Annotated in this window: 20 protein-coding genes and 1 pseudogene; 8 read left to right on the top strand and 13 right to left on the bottom strand. The window is 54.8% G+C overall.

Annotation, left to right across the window (positions count from 1 at the left end; genetic code table 11):
• Window positions 1-115 precede the first annotated feature (115 nt).
• A complete protein-coding gene (locus EPD59_RS11915; RefSeq protein WP_240731375.1) occupies window positions 116-526 on the top strand; it encodes a DUF983 domain-containing protein in 411 nt (136 codons plus the stop codon).
• Between the two features lie 13 nt (window positions 527-539).
• On the opposite strand, the gene EPD59_RS11920 is transcribed toward EPD59_RS11915, so the two are convergent.
• The 9 genes from EPD59_RS11920 to EPD59_RS11950 form a co-directional block, all read right to left on the bottom strand.
• Entirely contained in the window at window positions 540-3,143 is a 2,604-nt protein-coding gene (locus tag EPD59_RS11920; protein WP_133272980.1) for a cation-translocating P-type ATPase, read from the bottom strand.
• Between the two features lie 189 nt (window positions 3,144-3,332).
• Complete coding sequence (locus EPD59_RS11925) at window positions 3,333-4,151, bottom strand: 2,3,4,5-tetrahydropyridine-2,6-dicarboxylate N-succinyltransferase (RefSeq protein WP_133272981.1); 819 nt, start codon at window positions 4,149-4,151, stop codon at window positions 3,333-3,335.
• Window positions 4,152-4,348: 197 nt separating this feature from the next.
• Window positions 4,349-5,428, bottom strand: a complete 1,080-nt coding sequence (locus EPD59_RS22550) for a DUF4350 domain-containing protein (protein ID WP_240731376.1) — start codon at window positions 5,426-5,428, stop codon at window positions 4,349-4,351.
• 8 nt (window positions 5,429-5,436) lie between these two features.
• A complete protein-coding gene (locus EPD59_RS22555) occupies window positions 5,437-5,706 on the bottom strand; it encodes a hypothetical protein (protein WP_240731377.1) in 270 nt (89 codons plus the stop codon).
• Window positions 5,676-7,031 carry a M14 family metallopeptidase gene (locus tag EPD59_RS22560; RefSeq protein WP_240731378.1) on the bottom strand — a complete coding sequence of 452 codons (1,356 nt, stop codon included), beginning with the start codon at window positions 7,029-7,031 and terminating at the stop codon, window positions 5,676-5,678. The genes EPD59_RS22555 and EPD59_RS22560 overlap by 31 nt, the downstream gene beginning before the upstream one ends.
• Before the next feature lie 99 nt (window positions 7,032-7,130).
• Window positions 7,131-8,810 (bottom strand): PDZ domain-containing protein, encoded by a 1,680-nt coding sequence (locus tag EPD59_RS11935; protein ID WP_133272982.1) that lies wholly within the window; start codon window positions 8,808-8,810, stop codon window positions 7,131-7,133.
• Entirely contained in the window at window positions 8,807-10,459 is a 1,653-nt protein-coding gene (locus EPD59_RS11940) for a S41 family peptidase (RefSeq protein ID WP_133272983.1), read from the bottom strand. The genes EPD59_RS11935 and EPD59_RS11940 overlap by 4 nt, the downstream gene beginning before the upstream one ends.
• 130 nt (window positions 10,460-10,589) lie before the next feature.
• Window positions 10,590-12,137 (bottom strand): sensor histidine kinase, encoded by a 1,548-nt coding sequence (locus EPD59_RS11945; protein WP_240731379.1) that lies wholly within the window; start codon window positions 12,135-12,137, stop codon window positions 10,590-10,592.
• A 5-nt stretch (window positions 12,138-12,142) separates the two neighbouring features.
• Complete coding sequence (locus EPD59_RS11950) at window positions 12,143-12,787, bottom strand: hypothetical protein (protein WP_133272984.1); 645 nt, start codon at window positions 12,785-12,787, stop codon at window positions 12,143-12,145.
• A gap of 268 nt (window positions 12,788-13,055) precedes the next feature.
• Between EPD59_RS11950 and EPD59_RS11955 the strand changes: the two genes are divergently transcribed.
• The 7 genes and pseudogenes from EPD59_RS11955 to EPD59_RS11985 all read left to right on the top strand — a co-directional run bounded on the left by EPD59_RS11955 (window position 13,056) and on the right by EPD59_RS11985 (window position 19,948).
• A complete protein-coding gene (locus tag EPD59_RS11955) occupies window positions 13,056-13,925 on the top strand; it encodes a glycerophosphodiester phosphodiesterase family protein (RefSeq protein WP_133272985.1) in 870 nt (289 codons plus the stop codon).
• A complete protein-coding gene (locus EPD59_RS11960; RefSeq protein WP_133272986.1) occupies window positions 13,925-14,251 on the top strand; it encodes a hypothetical protein in 327 nt (108 codons plus the stop codon). The genes EPD59_RS11955 and EPD59_RS11960 overlap by 1 nt, the downstream gene beginning before the upstream one ends.
• 26 nt (window positions 14,252-14,277) lie before the next feature.
• A complete protein-coding gene (locus EPD59_RS11965) occupies window positions 14,278-15,087 on the top strand; it encodes a glycosyltransferase (protein ID WP_165963570.1) in 810 nt (269 codons plus the stop codon).
• Window positions 15,088-15,181: 94 nt separating this feature from the next.
• Window positions 15,182-16,192 (top strand): 3-oxoacyl-ACP synthase III family protein, encoded by a 1,011-nt coding sequence (locus EPD59_RS11970; protein WP_133272988.1) that lies wholly within the window; start codon window positions 15,182-15,184, stop codon window positions 16,190-16,192.
• 97 nt (window positions 16,193-16,289) lie between these two features.
• The gene (locus tag EPD59_RS11975; protein WP_133272989.1) at window positions 16,290-16,949 is read left to right on the top strand and encodes a metal-dependent transcriptional regulator; all 660 of its coding nucleotides are present in this window, start codon (window positions 16,290-16,292) and stop codon (window positions 16,947-16,949) included.
• Between the two features lie 133 nt (window positions 16,950-17,082).
• Window positions 17,083-18,469 (top strand): annotated as a pseudogene (gene mnmE, locus EPD59_RS23715) (tRNA uridine-5-carboxymethylaminomethyl(34) synthesis GTPase MnmE).
• A 192-nt stretch (window positions 18,470-18,661) separates the two neighbouring features.
• Window positions 18,662-19,948 (top strand): citrate synthase, encoded by a 1,287-nt coding sequence (locus EPD59_RS11985; RefSeq protein WP_133272990.1) that lies wholly within the window; start codon window positions 18,662-18,664, stop codon window positions 19,946-19,948.
• 86 nt (window positions 19,949-20,034) lie between these two features.
• On the opposite strand, the gene EPD59_RS11990 is transcribed toward EPD59_RS11985, so the two are convergent.
• The 4 genes from EPD59_RS11990 to EPD59_RS12005 form a co-directional block, all read right to left on the bottom strand.
• The gene (locus EPD59_RS11990; RefSeq protein WP_133272991.1) at window positions 20,035-20,394 is read right to left on the bottom strand and encodes a hypothetical protein; all 360 of its coding nucleotides are present in this window, start codon (window positions 20,392-20,394) and stop codon (window positions 20,035-20,037) included.
• Between the two features lie 322 nt (window positions 20,395-20,716).
• A complete protein-coding gene (locus EPD59_RS11995) occupies window positions 20,717-21,085 on the bottom strand; it encodes a hypothetical protein (protein WP_133272992.1) in 369 nt (122 codons plus the stop codon).
• Window positions 21,086-21,376: 291 nt separating this feature from the next.
• Window positions 21,377-23,323, bottom strand: coding sequence for an OmpA family protein (locus tag EPD59_RS12000; RefSeq protein ID WP_240731381.1), 1,947 nt, complete (start codon window positions 23,321-23,323; stop codon window positions 21,377-21,379).
• 16 nt (window positions 23,324-23,339) lie between these two features.
• Complete coding sequence (locus EPD59_RS12005) at window positions 23,340-23,921, bottom strand: 7-carboxy-7-deazaguanine synthase QueE (RefSeq protein ID WP_133274673.1); 582 nt, start codon at window positions 23,919-23,921, stop codon at window positions 23,340-23,342.
• Window positions 23,922-24,049: the final 128 nt, after the last annotated feature.

Below are 24,049 nucleotides of genomic sequence, written 5' to 3' on the forward strand. Positions count from 1 at the left end.
GGGCTTTTTTGGATAAATATTGTACCATCCCAGCTTTTTGAGGGCTGGCTATTACTTTCAGTGCGAAGACGTTCGTTCTTTGCTGCTTTTCCTCGACCTCCCCTATATTTTCCTTATGGCTACCCACGACTCTACCCTCCTAGCCTTGCTGGCCCAAAAGTGTCCGCGCTGTCATCGTGGCGACCTTTTTACGCACTCGGCTTTCAACCTGAGTAAATTTTCGGATATGCCCGCCAGCTGCCCCGTTTGCGGACTACAGTACGAGCCCGAAACCGGCTTTTACTGGGGTGCTATGTACATCAGCTATGCCTTTTCAACCGGCATCGTAATTATGGTTGGGGTGCTACTCTACAACTTTTTTGGCGACCCGGATACGTGGGTGTATATCGTAACGGTGTCCATTACGGTGCTGGTATTTACGCCCGTATTGCTGCGCTATTCGCGCGCCGTCATGCTGTACTTCTTCGGCGGCACCGGCTACGATCCGGCCGCCGCTAAGCGCACATTTCCTCATTCAAACGACTAAGAGCAGCAGCTACTTACCTCGTATTTACAGTAGCGGTGTAGTTGGTGCCGGTGGTTGGTTGCGCCTCATTAGAAAGAGATCCGCGCTGAGGACTTCGCAAGGCTTTATAAAATTCAAACCAGCCCGTACTCACAACGGCCACGGCGGCGCATAGTAACAGTTGGAGCCAGGTAAGCGATTGGAGCTGAAAAAGCTGCTGGAGAGCAGGCACAGTAAGGCAAAGCACGAGCAAAGTCAGGGTGAGAGCCAGCATAGCAGGCAGCAGCGGATTGTGGTAATAGAGCGTACGGCGCAGCGTGTGGTGGCGTGAGCGGCTGACGAGCGTAAGCAGCACGTTGGCCAGCACCAGAGTCGTGAAAGTAACGGTGCGGGTGAGTGTCTCCGAATATCCTAGCCGCTGGGCATAAAATGCCAGCCCCAGCACGCCAGCCGCAATTACAAGTCCCTGCACAAGGCTGCTACCAAGCTCTTGGAGTTGCAGAAAAGTGGTAGTCACGGGGCGGGGCGGGCGTTGCATCGTATCAGCCTCCATGGGCTCATTCTCGAAGATAATGGAGCAGGTTGGCCCCATAATAAGCTCCAGGAATATGACGTGCACCGGCCCCAGCAGCACCGGATACTGCCAGGCCAGCAACGACGGCACCAGCACGGTGAGAATCAGCGGAATATGAATGGCAATGATATACTGCACCGCCTTTTTGAGGTTGTCATAAATCCGGCGACCGTAGCTGATGGCCGTAACCATCCCCGCCAGATCATCATCCAGCAACACCAGGTCGGCTGCTTGCCGGGCCAACTCCGTGCCCCGGTGGCCCATGGCTACCCCAATGTGGGCCGCCTTAAGCGCTGGCCCGTCGTTCACTCCGTCGCCGGTCATGGCCACCACCTGGCCGTTGGCTTTTAGGGCTTCAATCACGCGCAGCTTGGCTTCCGGAAACATGCGGGCATACAAATCGACGGTGCTTACTCGCTGCTCCAGCGCCGTAGGGTCCAGCGCCATTACTTCAGTACCGGTTAGCACTTGTTCCTTGTGCCGCAGTCCGACCTGTTGGGCGATGGCGGCGGCCGTCAGCGCATTATCACCGGTAATCATTTTCACCTGTAGGCCTGCTTCGTATAGCTGCCCGAGCACGGCCGCCGCCGTGGGCTTGGGTGGATCGGTGAAGGCAACCAGCCCTTTGAACTCCCACGCGAAGTCTGCCTGTGAGGCCGGATATACCTCCGGGATAGTTGTGCAGCGAGCCACGCCCAGCACCCGCAGACCCGCTGTGGCTAGCTGCATAAGCGTAGCCAAGGCCTGAGCCTTCTCGGTTTCGGGTAGCCGGCAGCGGGCAATAATGCCTTCTGGAGCACCCTTGCAGGCGACAATGAGGCGGCCATCATGATGAGCAACTACGTGCGTCATCATGGGGGGCTTTTCTCCGAGCGGGTACTCATGCACCATACGGTAAGCCGGGCGCTCATCGAGCACAGCCGTTTGGGCATAGGCTCGATGCAGGGCCTGCTCCATCGGATCGAAGGGCGTAGGCTCGCTGGCCCACATGGCCGTGGCCAGTAAGTCGGCTAGCGGGGCGGAAATCTCTTTATTTTCCTCAAAAGCAATGGAGCCAAGCTGACCGGGATAATATACCTGACTCAGCGCCATCCGATTCTGAGTGAGCGTGCCGGTTTTATCTACGCAGATAACGGTGGCCGAACCCAGCGTTTCTACCGTTTGCGGCTGCTTGGTCAGCAGCCGCTGCTGCATTAGTCGCCACGCGCCCAAGGCCATAAACGACGACAGCGCAACCGGAATTTCCTCCGGCAAAACGGCCATGGCAATCGTCAGGCCATGCAACAGGCCGTGGGCCAGACTCCCCGACTCCCACCAGTTATAGGCCCACACGACCACAAAAGCCCCGCCGCCCACCATGGCCATGCGGCGCACAAACGAGCTTACCTGCTGCTGAAGTGGCGTAGGTGGCGTCTTCACCTGCGAAATTAGCCCCCCAATGTGGCCCAGCCGCGTATGGCTCCCCACGGCTGTCACCCGCACAACGCCCGTACCACCCACCACCGAAGAGCCAGCAAACAGTTGCTGCTCCCCATCTGCCGCTTTGCTCACCGACAACGACTCGCCCGTCAAAAATGACTCATCGGCCTCCAAGTCGTGGGCTTCCAGCAGTACGCCATCAGCCCCCACCTGCTCCCCTTCCGCCACCAGCAGGATATCGTTTACCACTAAGTCGGCAGCCGGGAGCGCGACATCCTGGCCAGCCCGCCGCACGCGAGCTAGCGGCTGCGCCAGCTGTTGCAAGGCAAGTAGCGCCCGGTCGCTTCGCGCCTCCTGATACAGCGAGATGCCCGCAACAAGCGCGGTGGCAGCCAGCAGAACATAGGCTTCGGAATAGCTACCGATAAGGAGATAAATGCCGGCCGTCACGACCAGCAACATGAACATAGGTTCCGTTGCAATACCGCGCACAATAGCCCAAAACCGGTGGCGAGTGGCGGGTGCCAGCACGTTTTTTCCGAAACGCTGCCTTTGGAGAAGTACCTCCTCAGGACTCAATCCGTAGGGTATTCCTTCGGGCCGGGCAGGCTCCGTAGCGGAAGCAGTATGAAGCGTAGCCAGCATAAGCAAATTCGTAAGAATCGGCTGCTTACTCCGACGAGCAAGCAGCACGAAAGAAAATTACCCCTTCCTGCTCCTGCTGGCTTTGATATAAATCATGGGTTTCTTTGATAGAAAGCACAAAAGCCCCCAGAGCTATTCTGGGGGCTTTTGTGCTTTCTTCTCTACGGAAGTCAGCTGACACTTATTAAGCTAAACGGCTACGTTGTGCTCGCGCAAAGCGTCATTCAGCGAAGTTTTCAAATCGGTGCTAGGCTTGCGCTGACCGATGATCAGGGCGCAGGGCACATGGAACTCGCCGGCCGGAAATTGCTTGGCGTAAGAGCCCGGAATAACCACTGAGCGCGCCGGTACGTGGCCACGGTACTCTTTGGGCTCAGAGCCAGTTACGTCGATGATTTTGGTGCTGCCGGTAATCGTGACACCCGCCCCAATTACGGCTTCCTTCCCAATGTGGCAGCCTTCAACCAAAATGCTACGTGAGCCGATGAAAGCACCATCTTCAATGATAACCGGCGCAGCCTGCACGGGTTCCAAAACGCCCCCCAGGCCTACACCACCGCTCAAATGTACGTGCGCGCCTACCTGCGCACACGAGCCCACCGTCGCCCACGTATCGACCATGGTGCCCTCGCCTATCCAAGCGCCGATATTCACGTAGCTAGGCATCAGAATAACGCCAGGAGCCAAAAAGCTACCGTAGCGAGCCGTAGCGGGCGGCACTACCCGTACCCCCTGGGCTTCGTAGCCAGTTTTGAGGCGCATTTTGTCGCGGTACTCGAAGGGCTTCAGCTCCAGCGTTTCCATCTGCTGAATGGGGAAATACAGGATGACGGCTTTCTTCACCCAGTCATTTACTTGCCACTGGCCATCAGCGACGGGCTGGGCCACGCGCAGGCGGCCTTTGTCCAACTCTTCGATTACGGCGTGAATAGCGTCGGTGGTAGCGGAGTCGCGCAGCAGGTCACGGTTGTCCCAGGCGGCTTCGATAGTGGTTTGTAGGTCGGTCATGTAAATTGGGAAGAAGGATTCTAGCCAGCAAAACTACGCCATAGAGGTGTTTTGCGAAGCATAATGATCAACAAGAGTTGCCTTACAATTTGCAACGAGTTGGGAAGGCTAGGCTAGGCTAGGCGAAAAGATGCATGTCGGATGCCGCACAAGCGCCACAGTGACTAGCCTCAGATCGGCTCATTAGTATTCGGTGCCTATTCATCGCTTGGGGTTGGGCTGCCAGCCCGCATGAATTGCCCAAAAAAGATGCTATTGAGAAATAACTTATTGGTGCCGTACCAGAACGCCCTGAAATTGGGATTATCAACTAAGGAAATAATTCGACCAGCGCCCACGTCCGTAATATCGACGGCGGCCGTGTTGCGCAGCTTCAACTCATTCGCTTTCGATATAAAACCGCTGGCTAACGGCTGAGCCGTGTACATCAGCGGGTTAGCGTACGGGCTCGCCGAGCGTTCCATAAACAGTCTGTTGTCGCGAAACAGGTGCACATCGGGATTCTCATAGCCGTAGCCCAAAGGATGAGTCAAATCGAGGCGAGCATTAAAAATGGCCCCCGATATTTCCTGGGCGCTAGCAGTGTTGCGCATACCCACGTATGGCTGCTGCGGTAGCAGGGCGGGACTAGGGGCGCTGGGGCGCGATGAAGCCGAGGGAGCCGGCGCAGCATTCGGCTGATTAGCTGTTGCCGGAGGGGCTGCCGTTTCTGGGGCTAGCGGCGTGGTTGGGTTTCTAGCCGCCTTAAAGCGAGTGGTCGACAGGCCATTGTCAGCCACCCATTTGGCTCCTCCTCCGATGGCTAACAAGGTATTGCCGCGCTGCACCCAAGCCCGCAGTTTATCTCGACTCGCGGGCGTAATACCGCCATAGCTGCCATCGGACACGACAATGACCGTGTAGCGGTCTATGTTCACCCGGTCTAATGCTTCGGGAGCTACTAAGCTGGGTGTCATATCAAACCGATTATCCAGCAAATGCCACGCCTCCCCTATATCCGTGGGGCTGACGCCCTGACCAGCCAAGAGCATAATCTCGGGCTTTTTCAACGAGACGAAGTTCACGCTGCCCAGCTTCAGACCCTGAGGCGACAAGCCCGTCGTAATGGCTACCACATCAAGCCCATTTTGCACCGCAATCCGCTGCATCAAAGCATATAATGAATCTGGAGCTAGGGTTTGGGCGGCTACGGGCACCATTATGCTGCCATAGTCCATCTTGGTGTCGCCAATATAAAAGGGCTCCGTGGCGACCTTTACGCTTACTTTTCGGGCCAACAGCGTATTCAGCGCTCGGGGGCATAGTAGCCATGCCAGCTAAAGGCATACGCGTAGGCACTTTTGTCCCCCAGAATCTTCCCCGCTGGAAAACTAACGCTGTCGAGACGCTGCCCCAGCAGCCCTGCCTTTGGGTCCTTCGTAACCGCCGCCGTGTTCAAGCCAAATGCGTAGGGCAAGGTCCAGGCAGATATGTCGTAAAAGATACTATCCTGAAACTTCGTGCGCGTCTCGAACATGGCTTGGATTAGTCGGAACTGCGGCTGATCGGTGGGCACGACGTAGGCATTGGTGGGGCTAAATGTACGCCCCCAACCGTGAGCGCGCTTTTGGGGCGATACACTGCAATTTGATGCTGCCGGATTATCCGGGCCAACTCATAGCTGCGAGCAGGGTCTTGGTCGGCGCCAAATACGTAAGCTCGGACGCCCTGGTCACGAGCTTCGCCAGCTACTTTTTGGTAGAAGTCACGCTGATAGGCAAGTAGGTCTTGCCGTAGGGCCTGCACGGCCTCTATCGAAGACAGCGTTGTAACAACCTGATTGCGAATCGTAAAGGGAAAGCGTAAGATTCCGTTCACGGTTTCCTGGGCATGGCCCCGCGAGCTGGCCTGCTCAAACAGAATGCCCACTGCCCCATTCACATCGGGATAAGTAGAGCCCTTGCCGTAGTAGAAATCGTCGTAGTTCTCTTCCGTAAAGTAGAGGGAACCGATTTTGTCCAAGGCTTTGGCGTGGTAATTACCGATGCTCTTGGTTAATTCGAAGTTGCGGGTGGGGGTGAGCGGGTGCTTTCGAGAAGGCACTCCCGGCTGGAAGAAAAACGAGGAATTGCTGCTCATCTCATGGTGATCAGTGAGCAAGTTGGGCTTCCACGCATGGAACTGCTGCAAGCGGCCGCGCGATTCGGGGTGCTGCAGTGGCAGCCAATCGCGATTTAAATCAAACCAATAGTGGTTGAAACGACCTCCTGGCCATACTTCGTTTTGCTCCACGTTGTAGGGGTCCGTAACGAGATTCTTGCCGCGCCGAGAATTTACCCAACCAGCAAAACGACTCATTCCATCGGGGTTGATACTAGGGTCTACCAGAATCACCGTATTGCGAAGCGTCTCGTCAATGGCTGGACCTTGGGCAGCCGCCAGATAATACACGGCGAGCAGAGAGGCATTGGTGCCGCTGGGCTCATTACCATGCACACTGTACCCCATCCAGAGCACGGCTGGCATCTTACTAATATCGAGTCGGCCCGATACAGCAGGGTCCGTTAGTTGGTGGTGCTCCGCCTTGATTTGCGCGATGTTGCGCTGGTTTTCGGGCGAGGTAATCGTCAGGAGTACTAGCGGCCGGTGCTCGTGGGTGCGGGCGTATTCCGTGAGCGTGACGCGGTCGGAAGCTGCGTCCACGGCCCGCATATACATGAGCAACTGGTCGTGGCTCACATGCCACTCCCCCACTTCAAAGCCCAGCACCGAAGCCGGCGTGGGGATGGCTGGGTTGTACGTCACCGTCTGGGGCAGGTAATACGCCAGATTGGATTTGGTTTGAGCCAATGCCGGTAGCGCTGCCAGCAAGAGCAGCAGCAAACTGTAACACTTTTTCATATGCGAGGAGAAAGGAAAGTGAGCGTAAAATCACCAGTGAGTTTGCAAGTAGAGAGTGGGGGGCAAATTTTGCCCCCCACTCTCTACTTGACTCGTTCATTACTCTTTCCCACGTTCGGGATATTGCGCGGGAATGGGTACGGCCTTGAAAGTCTGTTTTTTCAAATCTCCCATGATCACCTCCACGGCTTTCGCAAGCTGCGGGTCGGCACCGTTTTGAGTGGCGTTGGGAAGTATATCTACTTCGATGTCAGGCGCTACCCCTTCGTTTTCAATTTCCCATTTCCCCTCGGGGCTGTAGATGGCAAAGCTGGGCGAAGTCACCGTGCCGCCGTCCATAAGCACCGGGTAGCCCGAAATGCCCACCAGGCCGCCCCAAGTACGCTTGCCCACAATAGTACCGAGCGAGCGGCGCCGGAAAAACGCGGGCAGGGCATCACCACCCGAGCCCGCAAACTCATTCACCAGCATCACTTTAGGCCCATAAATGGACGCACCAGGCGAGGTAAACGCTTTTCCCTCCCGTGGAGCCCAGTAGCTAAGCAGCGGACGATTGAGCAAGTCAAGAATATAGTCGGCCACGAAGCCCCCGCCATTGAAGCGTTCATCTATAATGACAGCCTCTTTATCTAACTGACTGAAGTAGTAACGGTTGAAAAACTCGTAACCCTCAGAGCTGGTATTGGGCAGGTACACATAGGCCACACGCCCGCCTGTCAGCTCGTCTACTTTGCGCCGGTTGCCTTCTACCCAAGCAATGCGGCGCAGGGTGGCTTCGCTGGCCACGGGCACGACCGTTACTTCGCGGGCACCGCGTAGCGTAGGCTTGTCATTTACCGTGAGCGTAATCTGCTTGCCCACCGTATTTTCAAAAAAGCTGTACACGTTATCTGTGCCGCGCAAAGGCCGATTATTGACCGCCAGCAGATAGTCGCCAGCCGCCACGCTTACGCCTGGCCCGGTGAGGGGAGCGCGTAGCCCCGGATTGAAGCTTTCACCGTTAAACACTTTTTTGAAACGGTAGTGGTCATCTACTACTTCGTAGTCGGCCCCGAGCAAACCCACGGGGCTGGCAGTCAGAGCAGGCAGGTCGCCGCCATTTACGTAGTTGTGGCCGACCACCATTTCGCCCATCATCTCGGCAAAGAGGTAGTTGAGGTCGGCGCGGTGCGCTACGTGGGGCAAGAAAACGGCGTACTTTTTCTTCGTCGCGGCCCAGTCCAGACCGTGCATCTTGGGGTCGTAGAAATAGTCGCGTTCCAAGCGCCACACCTCATTAAACATCTGCTGCCATTCGTGGCGCGGGTCGATGTAGGCATCCAAGGCAGTGAGCGTGAGTTTGCCATCCCCAGCCGCAGGTTTGCCAGCCGCTTCCACAATGCCATAGCTATCCTTGGGCCCCAGATAAAGAATCTTTTTGCCGTCGGCGCTCAGGGCGTAGCCTTTCAGGTCGCTAAGAAACACCTCGTCCTTGCGGTCTTTCAGGTCGAAGCGGTGCAGGCGCTGGGTGGGCTCCAGAGCGGTGGTAGCAGGCCCAGCAGCGGCACTGGGGGGCATTTCTTCCAGATAAAACAACTTATCCGCGTCGGCAACCTGTACGTTGCTCAGTTGGCCTACTGCCGAGCCGGGCACCACCAGCACGCGCTGGCTCATCCCGACCGTGTCAATTATAACCTTAACAGCCTCAGGCTTCTTGCCACGCAAATCCTTCACGGCGACTTTCGGGGCGGCGCGGTTGCCGGTGGGCTTTCCCACTGCTACCGAGTCGGGTTTGTTCATCGCCTCCTTTTCCTCGTCGCTCTGGGGGCAAAAGGCGAGTCGTCTTTCTTATTGAGCACGGCCACGTACAGGGTGCGCTTGCTGACGCGGTCGTAAGAGCTCATGTCGAGCCAAGTGGTGCGCAAACCTACATCAGTGCTAGCCGTGAAGAAGAGGTATTTGCCGTTGCGGCTAAACGCGGGCGAGGTCGCATCGCTGCGGCCGTCACTAATGGGGAAGCGCCTACCCGTGGGCAGATGGTACACATATACGGTCCGCAAGTGGTTCGGCATCTGGACGGAGTACGCCAACCACTGCGCATCCGGCGACCAGGCCGGGGCCATTACTGCATCATCGAGTAGCGGCCCGTAGGCGTCGGAAGCCACCCGCACCGGTTTTTTCTTGTCCAGGTCCAGATACCACAGATTCAGCTTTTTGTCGGTATAGGCAATCTTCTTGCTATCGGGCGACCAAAGTGGATGATAGTAGAAGGAAGGCGGACCCAGTGAATAAGATTGCGCCGGCTTAATGCCACGCTGGTCATGGACCTGCAACTCGTACTCGCCCGAAGCATCCGACACATAAGCAATCTGCGTTCCGTCCGGCGACCAGGCGGGGTAGCGCTCGTGCGCACCATCCGAGTGGGTCAGGTTACGACTTTCTCCTTTCTTCGCGGGCACCGTAAAAATGTCGCCGCGGGCCTCTACCACGGCTCGCATGCCGGTAGGGGAAATGGCGGCCGAGCGCACCATCGTTGCCACGTTGCGGTATTGAGGCCGCAAGGCTAATACCTCGGGTGAAATACTGATTTTGATGCTTTTAGCTTCGCCCGAAGCGGTATTGAGCAGGTACAATCGGCCGGCCTGCTCATACACCAGCTCCGAGCCGTAGCCACCCAACGACTTCACATCGTAGTCGGTGTGGCGGGTAAGCTGCTCTACTTTTTTCGCGGCCACATCATACACAAACACGTTGTTGGTGCGCTGTCGGTCACTGAGAAAGTAAACTTTGCCCCCCAGCCAGAGCGGACTGGTATCAGTGGCATTTTCGTGTGGCACTTCCTCCGTAGCCAGCGTTTTCAGGTCCGTGAGCCAGATAGGACCCGTGCGGCCGCCCCGGTAGTGCTTCCAGGTAGCAGTTGCATCCATAATATGGGTGTAGGCCAACCGTTGGCCATCAGCCGAATAGCTGCCCTTTTCGCCCATGAGCAACGGCAAGCGAGTAGGCAATCCACCAGCCACCGGCACCGTAAAGAGCTGCAATGACCGTGCATAGGCCTCCTGCGAGCTGCTGAACAAGATATTCTTACCATCGGGCGTCCAGTCGCGCACCACTTCGGCCGAAGGGTGCCAGGTAAGCCGACGAGGCTGCCCCCCACTGACCGCTACTACATAAATATCCGAGTTGCGGTCGTAGTCGCCGGTGTAGGCAATCTGTTGGCCATCAGGCGAGAAACGCGGACTAGTTTCCACGCCCGGCCCCACCGTTAGCCGCTGTGGGTTGCTCCCGTCGCGGTTCGCCGTCCAGATATCACCGGCGTAACTGAAGGCTAGCTTATCGCGACTTAGCGCAGGTTCGCGCAACAATAGCGTTTCGGCCGGGGAAGTTTGAGCCTGCGCGGAACCGCTGAGCAGCACTGCTACAGACAACAGTTTGTAAGGGTTTGGCATAGAATAGTATTAGGTAACTGAACGAAGTGAGTGGCTAGATCAAGGACTTTAATATAGCAGATTGGTAAATGCACTAGTACCAAAAATGGCGTCTGGGGGCTTGTACACTCAGGTTAGGGCAGCGCACAAGCTAAACGGGCAGGATAATAGTAAACGTCGAGCCTCCACCCTGCTTACTTTCGACGCTGAGCGTACCGCCATGCCCCTGGGCAATAATATCGTAGCTGAGAGAGAGACCCAGGCCGGTACCTTCGCCGGGGGGCTTTGTAGTAAAGAATGGCTGGAAGATTTTCTCGCGCACCACTGGGCTCATACCCGTACCGTTGTCTTGCACCCGAATATGCACCTGCTCCTCCACTCGCTGAGTTGAGACCCGCACCGTGGGCTGGTAGCCGGCCTCGCCCACCTGCTGACGCTCGCGCACAGCATAAAAGGCATTAGTGAACAGATTGAGCAACACACGGCCCACATCCGGGCCCACCATGGTTACGGGCGTTAGCTCGGGTGCGAAGTCCGTGGTCAATTCCACATTGAAGGCTTTGTCTTTGGCCCGCAGCCCCTGGTAAGCCAGACGCAGATACTCCTCAGTTAAGCCGTTCAGGTTGGTAGGCCGACGCTCACCGGCGCTGGTTTGGCTGTGTTCGAGCATGCCCTTGACGATGCCCGCCGCGCGCCGCCCGTGGTGGCTGATTTTATCCAGGTTCTGGGTTAGGTCCTCGAATAGCTCCTGCTGTAAGGCCGCATCCGCGGCTACGCCTTTGGCCTGCTCCTCACGCAGCTCCGCTACCAGCTCGCTGCTCAGGTCCGAGAAATTGGTGACGAAGTTCAAGGGGTTCTGAATCTCGTGGGCGATGCCGGCCGTGAGTTCCCCGAGGCTAGCCATCTTCTCCTTCTGAAGAAGTTGGGCCTGGGTGGCGCGCAAGTCCGTCAGGGAGCGTTGCAGCTGCTCGGTGCGCTGGGTCACCTGCTGCTCTAACGTTTCGTTTTGGGCGGCCAGCAGGGCTTGCTTTTCCTGCTCCTGGGCCAGAGTTTGGGCTGAGAGGCGCTCGACTTCGCTTAGCTTGACTTGCAACAGCTGGCTATCCAGGGCAAACTCGCGGGCCAGGTACAGCGAAATGCCTAGCGCCGGGGACAGGTATAGCAGCAGGTTCACGAACGTTTGAAATCCGCCTTGTGATGCCGATGGTATAGGATTCGGAACCTTTAGCAGCGCACTAACCGCGACTACCCCAAGTGCTATTGCTAAGACTAAAAGGATAACGGCAAACCCGGCCCCGACCATCCAGGCCCCGCGTTGGCGCTGGCGCAGGGCGAGCCAAGTCAGGCGCAGCAGCTCAGCAATGATTGAAATGATTAAAAGTCCCCCTACAAGGCTAGCGTATGTTCTAGCGAAAAGAGTAAGAGTTATGACCGCAAAAAATCCCATCCATAACCCCTTATATAACCAGCCGGGCCGGAAGCCAAACAAGGTGTAGAGCGCCCGCACGGCCCACAGGTAAGCCAAATAATACAAGAGGGTTCGGACAAATTGCAGGGGCAGCATCGCCTCCAGGGTCGGGGACGACAGCGCCCATTGAATGATTATTATCAGACGTTCTAACGCCAGCGCCCCAGCGAAGAAGGCGAAATAGAGGTTGGCCCTCTGGGCCGGATAGTAGCGAAAGAAGGCCAGGTGCAACAGCGTTAGCAAGGTAGATTTCCGGCTACTACGCTACTCCCCAGCACGGTGCGCACCAGCTTGGCCGCCTGCTGCCGCACCTGGCCTTCGCTGCGCAAGAACACGTCCAGCATCTGCGTCTCTGTACCCAGCCGTAGCAGGGGCGACTGCCAAGGTGCGAAGCGGATGGCCAGCACCTGCTCGGCGGGGCCGCCAAATGGCACGACGACCGGCGGCAGGTTATCGGGGTCGGGCACGTGGGTGGGGTTGGCCTGAATCGTACCGTGGCGTTGTAGTAGCCGCCCGTTGAGATAAATCTCCCAGGCCCCGTACCCAACTACTTGGAGCATTACCGCCCGTTGGCGCAGGCTGTCGGCGAGGCAAAAGCGCAGGCGCAGCCAGCTGATGTCGGTACGCAGGCGGGGGGGCAATTCCTGCCGGGGCCGGGCGGGGTTGATGGTGTCCCAGGCGCTATCATCGAAATCGGGCCGCGCCCACTGCGGGTTGTCGCCCACCCGGTAGCGCCAGCCATTTTCGAGGAGCAAGCCGCTTTGGGAACCCTTTGGAGACAAGCTGTTTACGCGTAGCACGGCAGTGTCGGCGGGCAGCGGGGCGGCTGCGGCAGACAGGAACAGCAGCCCGCAGGCCACCAGCAAGAGAAGAAATCGCATAGTAGAGGGAAAACCACGCAGCGAGCTACTTCTCGTGGCTGGAATTAATCCAAGTTATAGTTGGGCTTTAAGGGAGCAAGCTAACCATTTACTTGCTGCTAATCAGTAGAATAAATACCTATTTAAAGCCCTCGAATGTTGCCCAACAATGAATGTATAAGCGGCCTAAAGCGGGCAAAGCGGTACACAATCTCCATATTTGGGCGCGCGTTTAGTAGCTAGGCAGGCTCCCCGTTGGCCGCTTACAGAATTGCATCCCTTATTGATCATGAAAAAATTCAGCCTGTTTGTTTTCGGTCTATCGGCTCTCCTGACTGGTTGCCAACCCAAAGCCGACACCTTCGCCGGCCGCCTATCCGTAGTCGAGACGCCGCAGGTATTCCGGTACCGCCCAGGCCTGCCGGCCCGCGTGAGCGCTCACCGGGGTGGTGGCAACTACCCCGGCTACCCCGAAAATGCGGTGGAGTCGTTTGCTTACTTGGTTGGTCAGACGCCCCTGATTATTGAGTGCGACATCGACCTCACCCGCGACAGTGTGCTGGTGCTTTTGCACGACAAAAAGCTAGACCGCACGACCACCGGCACCGGCCCGCTTATCAATAAAACGTGGGCTGAATGCCAGGAATATCGCCTGGAGGACAACTTCGGCACCGCCACGAATTTCCGCATTCCTACCCTCGAACAAGCCTTGCGCTGGGGCAACGGCAAATGCTTGTTTACCCTGGATGTGAAGCGTGGGGTGCCTTTTACGAAGGTGGTAGACATGATTCATCGGACCAACGCGGCCAGCTATGCCGCCGTTATTACCTACAATGCCCCTGATGCGGCTACTGTGTATCGGCTGGATCCTCAACTGATGATTTCGGTGTCCATTGGCGGCCAGGAGGACTACGAGCGACTACGCGCAGCCGGCGTGCCCGACCAGAACATGATAGCCTTCGTGGGAACCGCCGAGCCCGATCCGGCGCTGTATCAGTTTTTGCATACCAAAGGAATTGCCTGCATTCTGGGCGTTTTGGGCAACCTCGATAAGCAGGCCGAAGCCCGCGGCGACCAACAGTATCGCACCTTCGTACAGAACGGGGCCGATATCCTGGCTACTGACCGCCCTCTCGAAGTTGCCCAGGCGCTGCGCTGATGCCCACATCAACCTCAAGCGGCCGAGTGGTGCTGCTGGCCTCCGTGCTTAAGCCACTGAATGACACCCGAATGCTGGGCAAATTTGCTCGCACCCTGCTCGCCCGCCCCGGCGTAGTGGTGCACGTAGCGGGCCGGCGGGCAACTCCTCCCAAAAAAGCCCCCCACAACCTCCACACCCACGAATTGCTGGATGGTTCGCGCCTGAGCTGGCAACGGTTACTAGCTCAATGGCGTTACTGGCAGCTCCTGCGCCGCCTCCGCCCCAACCTTGTTTTTGTGCACGCCCCGAACTGCTGCCGCTTACGTTGCTATGGCAAAAGCTGACGCCTGGGGGGCTTTTTATCAATGATGTGCGCGAGAACTACGCGCTCAATATCCAAACGCAGGCCGTGTATCCAGCTTGGGTTCGCGATTCGCTGGCTGGCCTCGTGCGGCAGATAGAAACCTGGGCGGCGCAGCAGGCTTCCGCTGTTGTGCTGGCCGAGCGCAGTTACGCGGATGAGCTGCCTTTTGGCCAGTCGGAACGCACCGTTATTCTGGAAAACAAATATCAGCCTGCCCAAGCCGAAGCGTCCAAATTTGCCCCCCAGCCTCTACCGCAGCCTGGCCAAGAGCTCCGACTATTATATTCAGGCACCATTTCGGAGCTGAATGGCGTGTTTGAGGCCTTGGAGCTGGCTCGCCAGCTACGAATCATCTGGTCCCAAACCCAGCTGACGATTATCGGGTTTTGTCAGCAGCCGGAGCTGCTGCGTCGCCTACGGGAGGCTATTGCTGCCAGCGGCGACGGCGTCGTGTTGATTGGTGGCGATACGCTGGTGCCCCACGAGCAAATTGTGGATGCCATTCGCCAAAGCCACCTTGGGCTGCTGCCCTACCGCCCCCATGCCAGCACCTGGCGTTGCCGCCCTACAAAGCTTTTTGAGTATCTGGCTCATGGCCTTCCGGTGCTGATTCCGCCTAATCCACTTTGGGCAGAGCTGGTTAATCAGCACCAAGCCGGTGCGGTAATTGACTTTTCTAAGCTTACTGCCTCAACCGTGACAGATACCATGTATACGATGGCCGGCCACCGGTTTTATCCGAATGGCATTCCGACGGAAGTATTTTGGGACACCGAAGCCCAAAAACTAAATCAGGTGATCGATTCTATTTGGTAACTGCTGACCTTTGCGCCCCGTTTAGGAAACCGGGACCTATTTTTTTTAACTTCGGCCCCTTTTTCTCCGTTCTTCGCCCAAAATCCCCCTTCCTATGAGCACCCTCCGCCAAACCGAAATTGCCGGCGTCGGCCACTACGTACCCGACCGTGTGGTAATGAACGCTGAACTCGAACAACTCATGGAAACCACCGACGCCTGGATTCAAGAGCGCACGGGTATCAAGGAGCGCCGTTGGTTTGAGGAAGGCAAAGATACCACCGCCAACATGGGCGCGCAGGCCTCTCGCCGCGCTTTGGAGCAAGCTGGTCTCCAGCCCGACGACGTGCAGCTCATCATTTTCGCCACGCTCTCCCCCGATTATATCTTCCCCGGCTCCGGCGTGCTTTTGCAGCGCGAATTGGGTATTAAGGATAACATTCCGGCGCTCGACGTGCGGAATCAGTGCTCCGGCTTCGTGTATGCGCTTTCAGTAGGCGACCAGTTTATTCGCACCGGCATGTATGATACCGTGCTCGTGGTGGGTTCCGAGATTCACTCCTCCGGTCTGGATAAAAGCACGCGGGGTCGCGCCGTATCCGTCATTTTCGGCGATGGCGCTGGTGCGGTAGTGCTGCGCCCTTGCACGCGGGAAGGCCACGGCATTCTGAGCACCCACTTGCATGCCCAAGGCGAATTTGCGGAGGAGCTGATTGTGAAAGAGCCCGGCTCGAACCGCGAAGACCGCGTTCGGGTAGCCATGGAAAACCAAGAGGAGATGTATCCTTACATGAACGGCACCAACGTGTTTAAGCACGCTGTAGTCCGTTTTCCCCAGGTCATCAACGAAGCGTTGGTCCAGAATGGCCTCCAGCCCCAGGATATCGACATGCTGATTCCGCACCAAGCCAACTTGCGCATCACGCAGTTTGTGCAGCAGAAAATGCAGCTGCCCGACGAGAAAGTGTACAGCAATATTCAGCGCTACGGCAACACCACCGCCGCTTCTGTGCCTATAGCTTTGAGCGAAGCCGTGGGCGAAGGCAAAATCAAACGCGGCGACCTGGTGTGCCTGGCTGCTTTTGGAAGCGGCTTCACCTGGGCCTCTGCCCTAATTCGCTGGTAAGCTGAGCTACGAACCAGGAAGCGGGAAATGGTTACTTGCCGCTTCCTGCTTGCTCACTTAATATTGAGTTAAACCTTTCATTCTTCAATCGACCAAAGTGCCCAGTCACACCGAGGAAAATTATTTGAAGGCCATTTATAAGCTGTGGGAAGCGCAGCCCGGCGTGGAGGTGAGCACTAACCGCATTGCCGAAGTGCTCCAAACTCGCCCCGCCTCGGTGACCGATATGCTGCGCCGCCTCGGCGAAAAAGGATTGTTGCACTACGAGCGGTACCGTGGCGTGTCGCTTACCCACGACGGGCGGCGCGTAGCCCTGCTTACCATTCGCAAGCACCGACTTTGGGAGGTTTTCCTAGTCAATAAGCTAGGCTTCAATTGGGACGAGGTACACGACGTAGCTGAGGAAATGGAGCACTTACAGTCTCCGCTCCTCATCCGCCGCCTTGATGAGTTTCTGGGCTTTCCCCAATTGGATCCGCACGGTGACCCTATTCCGGCCGAAGACGGTGCGATAGTTCGGCCGCAGCATCGGCTGGTTTCAGACCTCCAACCTGGCGAAGAAGGGACTGTAATGGCTGTTAAAAATACCTCTGTTCCCTTCCTGCAATATCTCGATAAAGCTGGGTTAAGTCTGGGCGCTAGAATTGAAGTACTGGATAAGGTAGCGTTCGATAATTCATTAGAAATCAGAATAAACAGCAACAAGGTTACACTGATCTCTAATGAGATAAGCTGCAATTTATTTGTAGCTGACTAAGCCAGTACTGGCACTTCGTGCAGCCACTTGTGTGTTAGCAGAAACGCCCCTAGTTACCAATGACGCGGCTTGAACTATCCGGCATCAGCCTGCGGAAAGCAGCGCTAAAATTTGCCCCCCAGTACTCCTATTTATGCTGCTTCCCCCTTCCCTTTCCGATACTATTATTGCCTTGTCTACGCCGCCGGGCGCCGGGGCGATTGCAGTCATTCGCCTCTCCGGGCCAGAGGCATTCTCTCTCACCAACGGCTTATTTCGCGGCAAAAATCTCGCTGAGCAGCCCAGTCACACCTTGCACTACGGCACTTTGCGCGAGGCGGATGGCCGCATTCTTGACGAGGTAGTCGTTTCCCTATTCCGGGGGCCAAATTCCTACACCCGCGAAGACGTCATAGAGATAAGCTGCCACGGCTCCGACTACATTGTGCAGCAGGTGCTGGCCGCCTTCACGCGGCGCGGCGCCCGCTTAGCCGAGGCGGGCGAGTTCACCAAGCGGGCCTTCCTGCACGGCGCCTTCGACCTAGCTCAAGCTGAGGCCGTGGCGGACCTGATTGCCGCCGATTCGGCCTTATCGCACCAGGTAGCAATGCAGCAGATGCGGGGGGCTTTTCGCGGGAACTGCGCGACCTACGCGCCCGCCTAGTGCAGTTTGCCGCCCTGCTGGAACTGGAGTTGGACTTCGGTGAAGAGGATGTAGAATTTGCAGATCGTACCGGTTTGGTAGTTCTGCTGCAAGAAGTACAGGCATTGGTTCGCCGCCTTCTCCGTTCATTTGAGTTAGGCAACGTTATCAAAAACGGCGTTATCACCGTCATTGCCGGACGGCCTAATGCGGGCAAATCGACTCTGCTTAATGCCTTGCTGAATGAGGAGCGGGCCATCGTATCGGCGGTAGCTGGCACCACCCGCGACCTCATTGAGGATGAGGTCAGCATTGAGGGAATTCGCTTCCGATTCGTAGATACAGCCGGCCTGCGCGAGACGACGGATGAAGTCGAATCTATCGGAGTAGAGCGTACTCGCCAGCGCGTACGACAGGCTGCTCTTCTACTTTATCTATTTGATTTGACGACTAGTATTCCTAGTGAAGTTCAAGCAGAGATTGAAGCATTAAATCCTGGGGGCAAATTCCGATGCTGGCGGTTGGCAATAAACGCGACGTTGCTTCTGCGGCTCAGTTACAGGCCTTCCGCAATCAGCCTAATACCGTTCTGATTGCGGCTAACACGGGCGAAGGTCTTGAGGAGCTACGCGCTGATTTGTTGGCTCGGGCCCGCGGCACTAGTCTCGATCAAACAGGTGCCTCGACTATTGTCACCAATTTGCGCCATGCCCGCAGCCTCGAAAAAACCAATACCGCTTTAGACGCCGTGTTGGTAGGGCTGGCTACCGGCGCAGGCACTGAGTTAGTGGCTGCTGATTTACGTCAGGCCTTGGCTGCGCTGGGTGAGATTACCGGCGAAATATCCTCCGATGATTTATTAACCAGCATTTTCACCCAGTTCTGTATCGGCAAGTAGCGGCTTATTCCTGCCCTTTTTGGTTTCGAAGCACTAAATTGAATAAAACCGCGTCTGGGGGGCAAATTCCCCTTTTTCACCTGAACAACATAAGTCGCCAAGTTGTAGTATAGTGTTCAAACATCGATTATCCTTTCCGGCTTGCTAGTTATTCTTTAGTTTCGCCCCGCAACCACCCTCTAACCCACGCTTATGGCAGAGTCTGCTGAACTTATCCTCGACGGTAAATCCATTTCCTTACCCGTCATTGAAGGCACCGAGAACGAAAAAGCATTTGATATTGGCAAGCTGCGTGATCAGACGGGTTACGTAACCCTCGATTCAGGCTACAAGAACACCGGCGCCACCAAGAGCGCCATTACCTTCCTCGATGGCGAAGAAGGTATCCTGCGCTACCGCGGCTATCCTATTGAGCAGCTCGCTGAGCGGTCGAACTTCCTGGAAGTGGCGTATTTGCTGATCTACGGCTCTTTGCCTACCCAAACGGAGCTAGACAACTTTGCCCACCAAATCACGACCCACACGCTGGTGCACGAAGATGTGCGCAAGATATTCGACGGTTTCCCATCGGCGGCCCACCCCATGGGCATTCTGTCCAGCCTGATTTGTTCACTGACTGCTTTTTACCCAAAGAGCCTCGACCCCAATCAGAGCCCAGAGGAGACCAACTTGAATATTATTCGCCTAATTGCTAAAATCTCGACGATTGCGGCTTGGTCGTATAAGAACTCGGTGGGTCATCCGCTCAACTACCCTCGCAACGACCTCGACTATTGCTCAAACTTCCTGTACATGATGTTCGCCTTCCCAACGGAGAAGTACGAAATCAATCCAGTGGTTGTAAGCGCTCTGAATAAACTACTGATCCTGCACGCCGACCACGAGCAGAACTGCTCTACCTCTACGGTACGTTTGGTAGGCTCGGCCAATGCTAGCTTGTATGGCTCGGTTTCGGCCGGTGTGAACGCTCTATGGGGTCCACTGCACGGCGGAGCTAACCAAGAGGTGATGGAGATGCTGGAGGCCATTCAGCAGGACGGCGGCAACACCCAGAAATGGGTGGATAAAGCCAAGGATAAGAACGACTCTTTCCGCCTGATGGGTTTTGGCCACCGCGTGTACAAGAATTTCGACCCACGCGCAAAAATCATCAAGAAGGCTGCCGATGACGTACTCAAGGCACTTGGTATTGATGATCCGCTACTCAAAATTGCTCAGGAGTTGGAGCAAGCAGCCCTCACCGATCCGTACTTCGTAGAGCGCAAGCTGTATCCGAACGTTGACTTTTATTCCGGTATTATCTACCGCGCTATCGGTATCCCCACGGAGATGTTCACTGTACTCTTCGCAATGGGTCGCCTGCCCGGCTGGATTGCTCAGTGGAAAGAGATGCGTGAGAACAAGGAGCCTATCGGTCGCCCCCGCCAGATTTACACCGGCGAGTTGGAGCGCGATTATGTTGGCATTGAGCAGCGCTAACTGATTCGAGTTCACTAGTCACAAAAAGCCCCCAGACCTGTCTGGGGGGCTTTTTTGTGGTTGTTTAGTAAGAATAGCTCGTAGCTTTAATTCTTCACAGCCGTCATTGTGGCTTTCGACTGATTGTAAGCTACCATTTGCTTTGGCCACAGGATGGCAGCCAGATCCCACTCATAGTGTGACTGTACCTCCGCCAAATACTGGTCAAGAGCAGCAGGATCAGACGATAGGCGGGTCTTGGCCTCTTCCATTTCAGCGAGCATTTGCAGATTCAAACGTTTGATCTTCACGTACTGACCTTCGTCGAGGCGAACTTTCTGCGCCATCTGACGGGTAAGTTGCGTAGCACGGGCGTTCAGTGACGTTCCATTGTCAGCTAGTGCCGTAACGGACAGCGCGGAAGCTAGGCTGATCATCACACAAACCAGAGTATAGATTCTTTTCATAAAAGGAGAAATTTAGGAGTGAAAAGAGAACTGTTGATTACTACTATTCTACCACGGCCCGAAATGCTATTAAATGCATACCACGCCGACAAGAATTAGAACACCTAAATATAAACTGATTTAGATAAAATTAACACATTTTATTGATTAATTACTATTTAATAAATTTAAATATAAATTTTACTATAAAAACAAATATTTAAGTGAGTGAGTATCACACTTAGCTTAAGTAGCAGACAAGCTCACAAATGCCTCTTAATCCCTAAAATAGCACGGCATAATCAGGCTATTTTAAGGAAATAAGAATAGTCTAAAACCTAGATTAATTAGAGGCATTCATTAGTGCAGTCATAGTACTCCGTGACTGTTGATACATAGCAAACTGATCAGTACGCATCACCCGGGCCAGTGCAACATCATAGTCAATCTGAACTTCCGCCATTTTCTGATCCAAGCTCAATGGATCGGCAGCATAGCGAACTTTCAAATCGTCCATATCCGAAAGCATTTTCACATTGAGCTGCTTCACCTTTAAGTATTGACCTTCGTCCAGTCGTGCTTTATTAGCAATAGCGCGAGTGAGCGTAGTTGCGCGAGCTTGAATAGCTGTAGATCCATCAGCAGCTAATACTGTAGATGAGGCCCCCTGCAAGCACAGAATTAAACAGGCAAAAAAATACACTTTTTTCATAATGGTAGGTAAAAGAAATAGAAGTGGAAAAGAAACATTTGATGGGTTTTGTCAAGTGTCGGCCTCACATGCTTAAGCGGATCACCGTAACATCACGTCTCAAATGTATATGGAAATATTTAAAAAAAACATAATTTTTATCACTATTCTACTTCTATACTTTCACCACAATTCGATAATTATTTCATAAGCAAGCTTTTAATGATTCTATGAGCAAGAAATACTACAACACAAAAAAACCTAGATTTTATAAAACCTAGGGTCATTTTTGAACTATTTATACCTACAGTGCTAGAGTATTCGGAACTCAATCCTTCTATTTTGTTGGCGATGAGTATCGGAATCATTTGGCTGCAATGGTTTGGTTTCGCCATACCCTTTGAAACGAAGTCTGCTTGCTTTCACTTCATTTGCCACCAAATAATTATACACAGCTTTTGCTCGGTTTTGCGACAAAACCATGTTGTCGCTGTCTGCTCCAACATCATCAGTATGTCCTGAAATCTCTACTTCTATATCCTTGTACTGCCGCATAAATTGGATCAGCCGATTTAATTCTGTCCGAGATTTAGGCTTGAGGTCATACTGATTGGTATCAAAAAACAAGTTATTCAGCACAATACTGCGTCCTGCCCGCACAGGCTCCAGATAAATATCTAGGGTCAGCGGGTCGAAGCGTCTCTTGTCAGTGTAGTCAAAGCTTAAGCTCTTCATCAAATACTTGTCCGCGACGGCGTACATCGCGTATTGCCGCCCTTCGTTAAGCACTACGGTATAGTCACCCGATTCGCTATCAGACGTTACGTACTGTACCAATTCATCCGTTTGCAGATCATAGAGCTGCACATCAGCCCGCAACGGCTTTTTGGTTGTCGCATCGAATACACGGCCTTGAGTGTAGGTGCTGGTTTCACGGGCTCGAACCTCTGCGGGAACCTCAAACCCGAATAATTCTACCGGCCGGTCGCGCTCCTGCTTTACACCCGGCTCAGTAGCGCGTGAGCGGGAGCAGAAGCCACGACGATTGTCGGAAGTAATAAAAAGGGATGCTTCATTTTCGAAGGTATTTAGTGGGTAGCCTAGGTTGCGGGGCTCACTCCAACGGCCGGGGGCCTGCATCTCACAGCGGTAGACATCTAAGCCCCCCATGCCAACAAGGCCATCCGTGACATAATACAGTGTGGTTCCGCTAGCATGAATAAAGGGAGCCATATCCTTGCCGGGTGTATTCACAGGCTCTCCTAAGTTGCGAGCAACACTCCACTTATCATCGGGCTGCAGAGTGGTCACGTAGATGTCTTCCTGACCTTGTCCTCCCCGGCGGGTAGAAGTGTAGTAGAGAGTGCGTCCATCAGCCGAAAGAGTAGGTTGTGAGTCCCACTCGGGAGAGTTAACGTTGCGGCCTAAGTTCTGTGGCTTGCTCCAGTTGTTGCCCGTTCGACGCGAGATATACAAATCGCAACTTCCCACGGAACCAGGTCGGTCGCAGGAGGTAAAAACAAGGGTCTTGCCATCACCTGAGATAGTGCTGGCTCCCTCCTTGTACTGTGTATTAATGAGGGGAGAAATAGAAACTGGCTGCCCGAAAGACCCATCATCATTACGCTTAGCAACAAAGAGATTTTCATCGCCTGCATCCTGAATAGTATAAAGCAGAAAGCGGTTGTCAGCCGTCAGAGCAGGAAAATACTGATACCGAAACGTGTTCAGCGGCTCACCCAGCCGCTCTGGAGACATACCCACGGGATTGGCTATGGCCTTGAGGGCAAACTCACAATTCTTGAGTTGGCGCTGGGCCCGACTGACATTGCGTTGGCCTTTGGGGGCCATTTTCACATAATTTTTGTAACCAGTGGAAGCTGTTTTGTAATCACCAAAGGTCATCGCCAGTTCCCCCAAGGTATAATAGTCAGCGTAACGCGTAGCGCTGGGGGGCAATATTGCTAAGCCAGCCCGGTAAGCCTCAAAAGCCGCCTGGTTTTCCCCCATGGCTTTGAGCAGAGAGCCCTTTAAAAGGAAGGGTTCACCCTGGGATGGAAACTTATCATTGAGAATCGAAAGCGTCTCAAGGGCTTTTGTAAAATCGCGCTCTTTGGCCTGCTCCTGAGCTTTCTCAAACAGGTGGCGGGCCTTCGTATTCGTCGTGGAGAGTTTGGCTTGCGCCAGTGCAATGGTCGTAGGGAGGATGGCACCTACTAACAGCATCAACAGCACGAAAACAGGTAGCAAACGGCGCATAAGCAGAAGCTGAAAGCTACGGTATATCGAGATACTTATGCGTCTGTAAAGACACCTGCCACTGCGGATTTTGCTTCACATAGTCCACGATTAATGGGGTCATCTGTGCGGCACGGCTCCATTCAGGCTGCAGATAAAGGCGAGTGTGCGTACCTACTTGCGCGGCGTGCTCTTCAGCCCATGCAAAATCACTCTTGTTGAACACAACTACCTTCAATTCATGGGCCAACTGAAGCACAGAAGGCAGTGGGGCCTTAAATTTCTTGGGCGAAACACAAATCCAGTCCCAATCGCCGGTAAGTGGATACGCACCCGATGTTTCGAGCCAAGTTTGACAGCCGGCATCTTTTAGGTTGGCCGTGAGCTGAGTTAAGTTGTGCATTAAGGGCTCTCCACCCGTCACCACCACGTTGCGGCCCGGATGCTGCTTTATAGCCGCGACCATGTCAGTCAGTGCCACAAGCGGATGTTGACTAGCATCCCAAGATTCCTTTACATCGCACCAATGGCAGCCTACATCGCAGCCGCCTAAGCGCAGAAAATAAGCAGCCCGACCAGTATTATAACCCTCTCCCTGAATGGTATAGAATTGCTCCATTAGGGGCAGCGAGACATTAAGATATGCCGCCGCCGCCGAGCCGGCTATAAGGGGAATTGTGTGCAGCAAAACAGTAGAATATGGTAAAATAAACGGTAAGCGAGGCACACGGCCCGGATCTTCAAACG

This window comes from Hymenobacter radiodurans (genome assembly GCF_004355185.1).
GTDB lineage: Bacteria > Bacteroidota > Bacteroidia > Cytophagales > Hymenobacteraceae > Hymenobacter > Hymenobacter radiodurans.

Bases quoted from the DNA above. Each gene is read 5' to 3' on its own strand.
- EPD59_RS11915 (WP_240731375.1), top strand. From the start codon at position 116: ATGGCTACCCACGACTCTACCCTCCTAGCCTTGCTGGCCCAAAAGTGT.
- EPD59_RS11920 (WP_133272980.1), bottom strand. From the start codon at position 3,143: ATGCTGGCTACGCTTCATACTGCTTCCGCTACGGAGCCTGCCCGGCCC.
- EPD59_RS11925 (WP_133272981.1), bottom strand. From the start codon at position 4,151: ATGACCGACCTACAAACCACTATCGAAGCCGCCTGGGACAACCGTGAC.
- EPD59_RS22560 (WP_240731378.1), bottom strand. From the start codon at position 7,031: ATGAAAAAGTGTTACAGTTTGCTGCTGCTCTTGCTGGCAGCGCTACCG.
- EPD59_RS11935 (WP_133272982.1), bottom strand. From the start codon at position 8,810: ATGAACAAACCCGACTCGGTAGCAGTGGGAAAGCCCACCGGCAACCGC.
- EPD59_RS11940 (WP_133272983.1), bottom strand. From the start codon at position 10,459: ATGCCAAACCCTTACAAACTGTTGTCTGTAGCAGTGCTGCTCAGCGGT.
- EPD59_RS11950 (WP_133272984.1), bottom strand. From the start codon at position 12,787: ATGCGATTTCTTCTCTTGCTGGTGGCCTGCGGGCTGCTGTTCCTGTCT.
- EPD59_RS11955 (WP_133272985.1), top strand. From the start codon at position 13,056: ATGAAAAAATTCAGCCTGTTTGTTTTCGGTCTATCGGCTCTCCTGACT.
- EPD59_RS11960 (WP_133272986.1), top strand. From the start codon at position 13,925: ATGCCCACATCAACCTCAAGCGGCCGAGTGGTGCTGCTGGCCTCCGTG.
- EPD59_RS11970 (WP_133272988.1), top strand. From the start codon at position 15,182: ATGAGCACCCTCCGCCAAACCGAAATTGCCGGCGTCGGCCACTACGTA.
- EPD59_RS11985 (WP_133272990.1), top strand. From the start codon at position 18,662: ATGGCAGAGTCTGCTGAACTTATCCTCGACGGTAAATCCATTTCCTTA.
- EPD59_RS11990 (WP_133272991.1), bottom strand. From the start codon at position 20,394: ATGAAAAGAATCTATACTCTGGTTTGTGTGATGATCAGCCTAGCTTCC.
- EPD59_RS11995 (WP_133272992.1), bottom strand. From the start codon at position 21,085: ATGAAAAAAGTGTATTTTTTTGCCTGTTTAATTCTGTGCTTGCAGGGG.
- EPD59_RS12000 (WP_240731381.1), bottom strand. From the start codon at position 23,323: ATGCGCCGTTTGCTACCTGTTTTCGTGCTGTTGATGCTGTTAGTAGGT.
- EPD59_RS12005 (WP_133274673.1), bottom strand. From the start codon at position 23,921: ATGGAGCAATTCTATACCATTCAGGGAGAGGGTTATAATACTGGTCGG.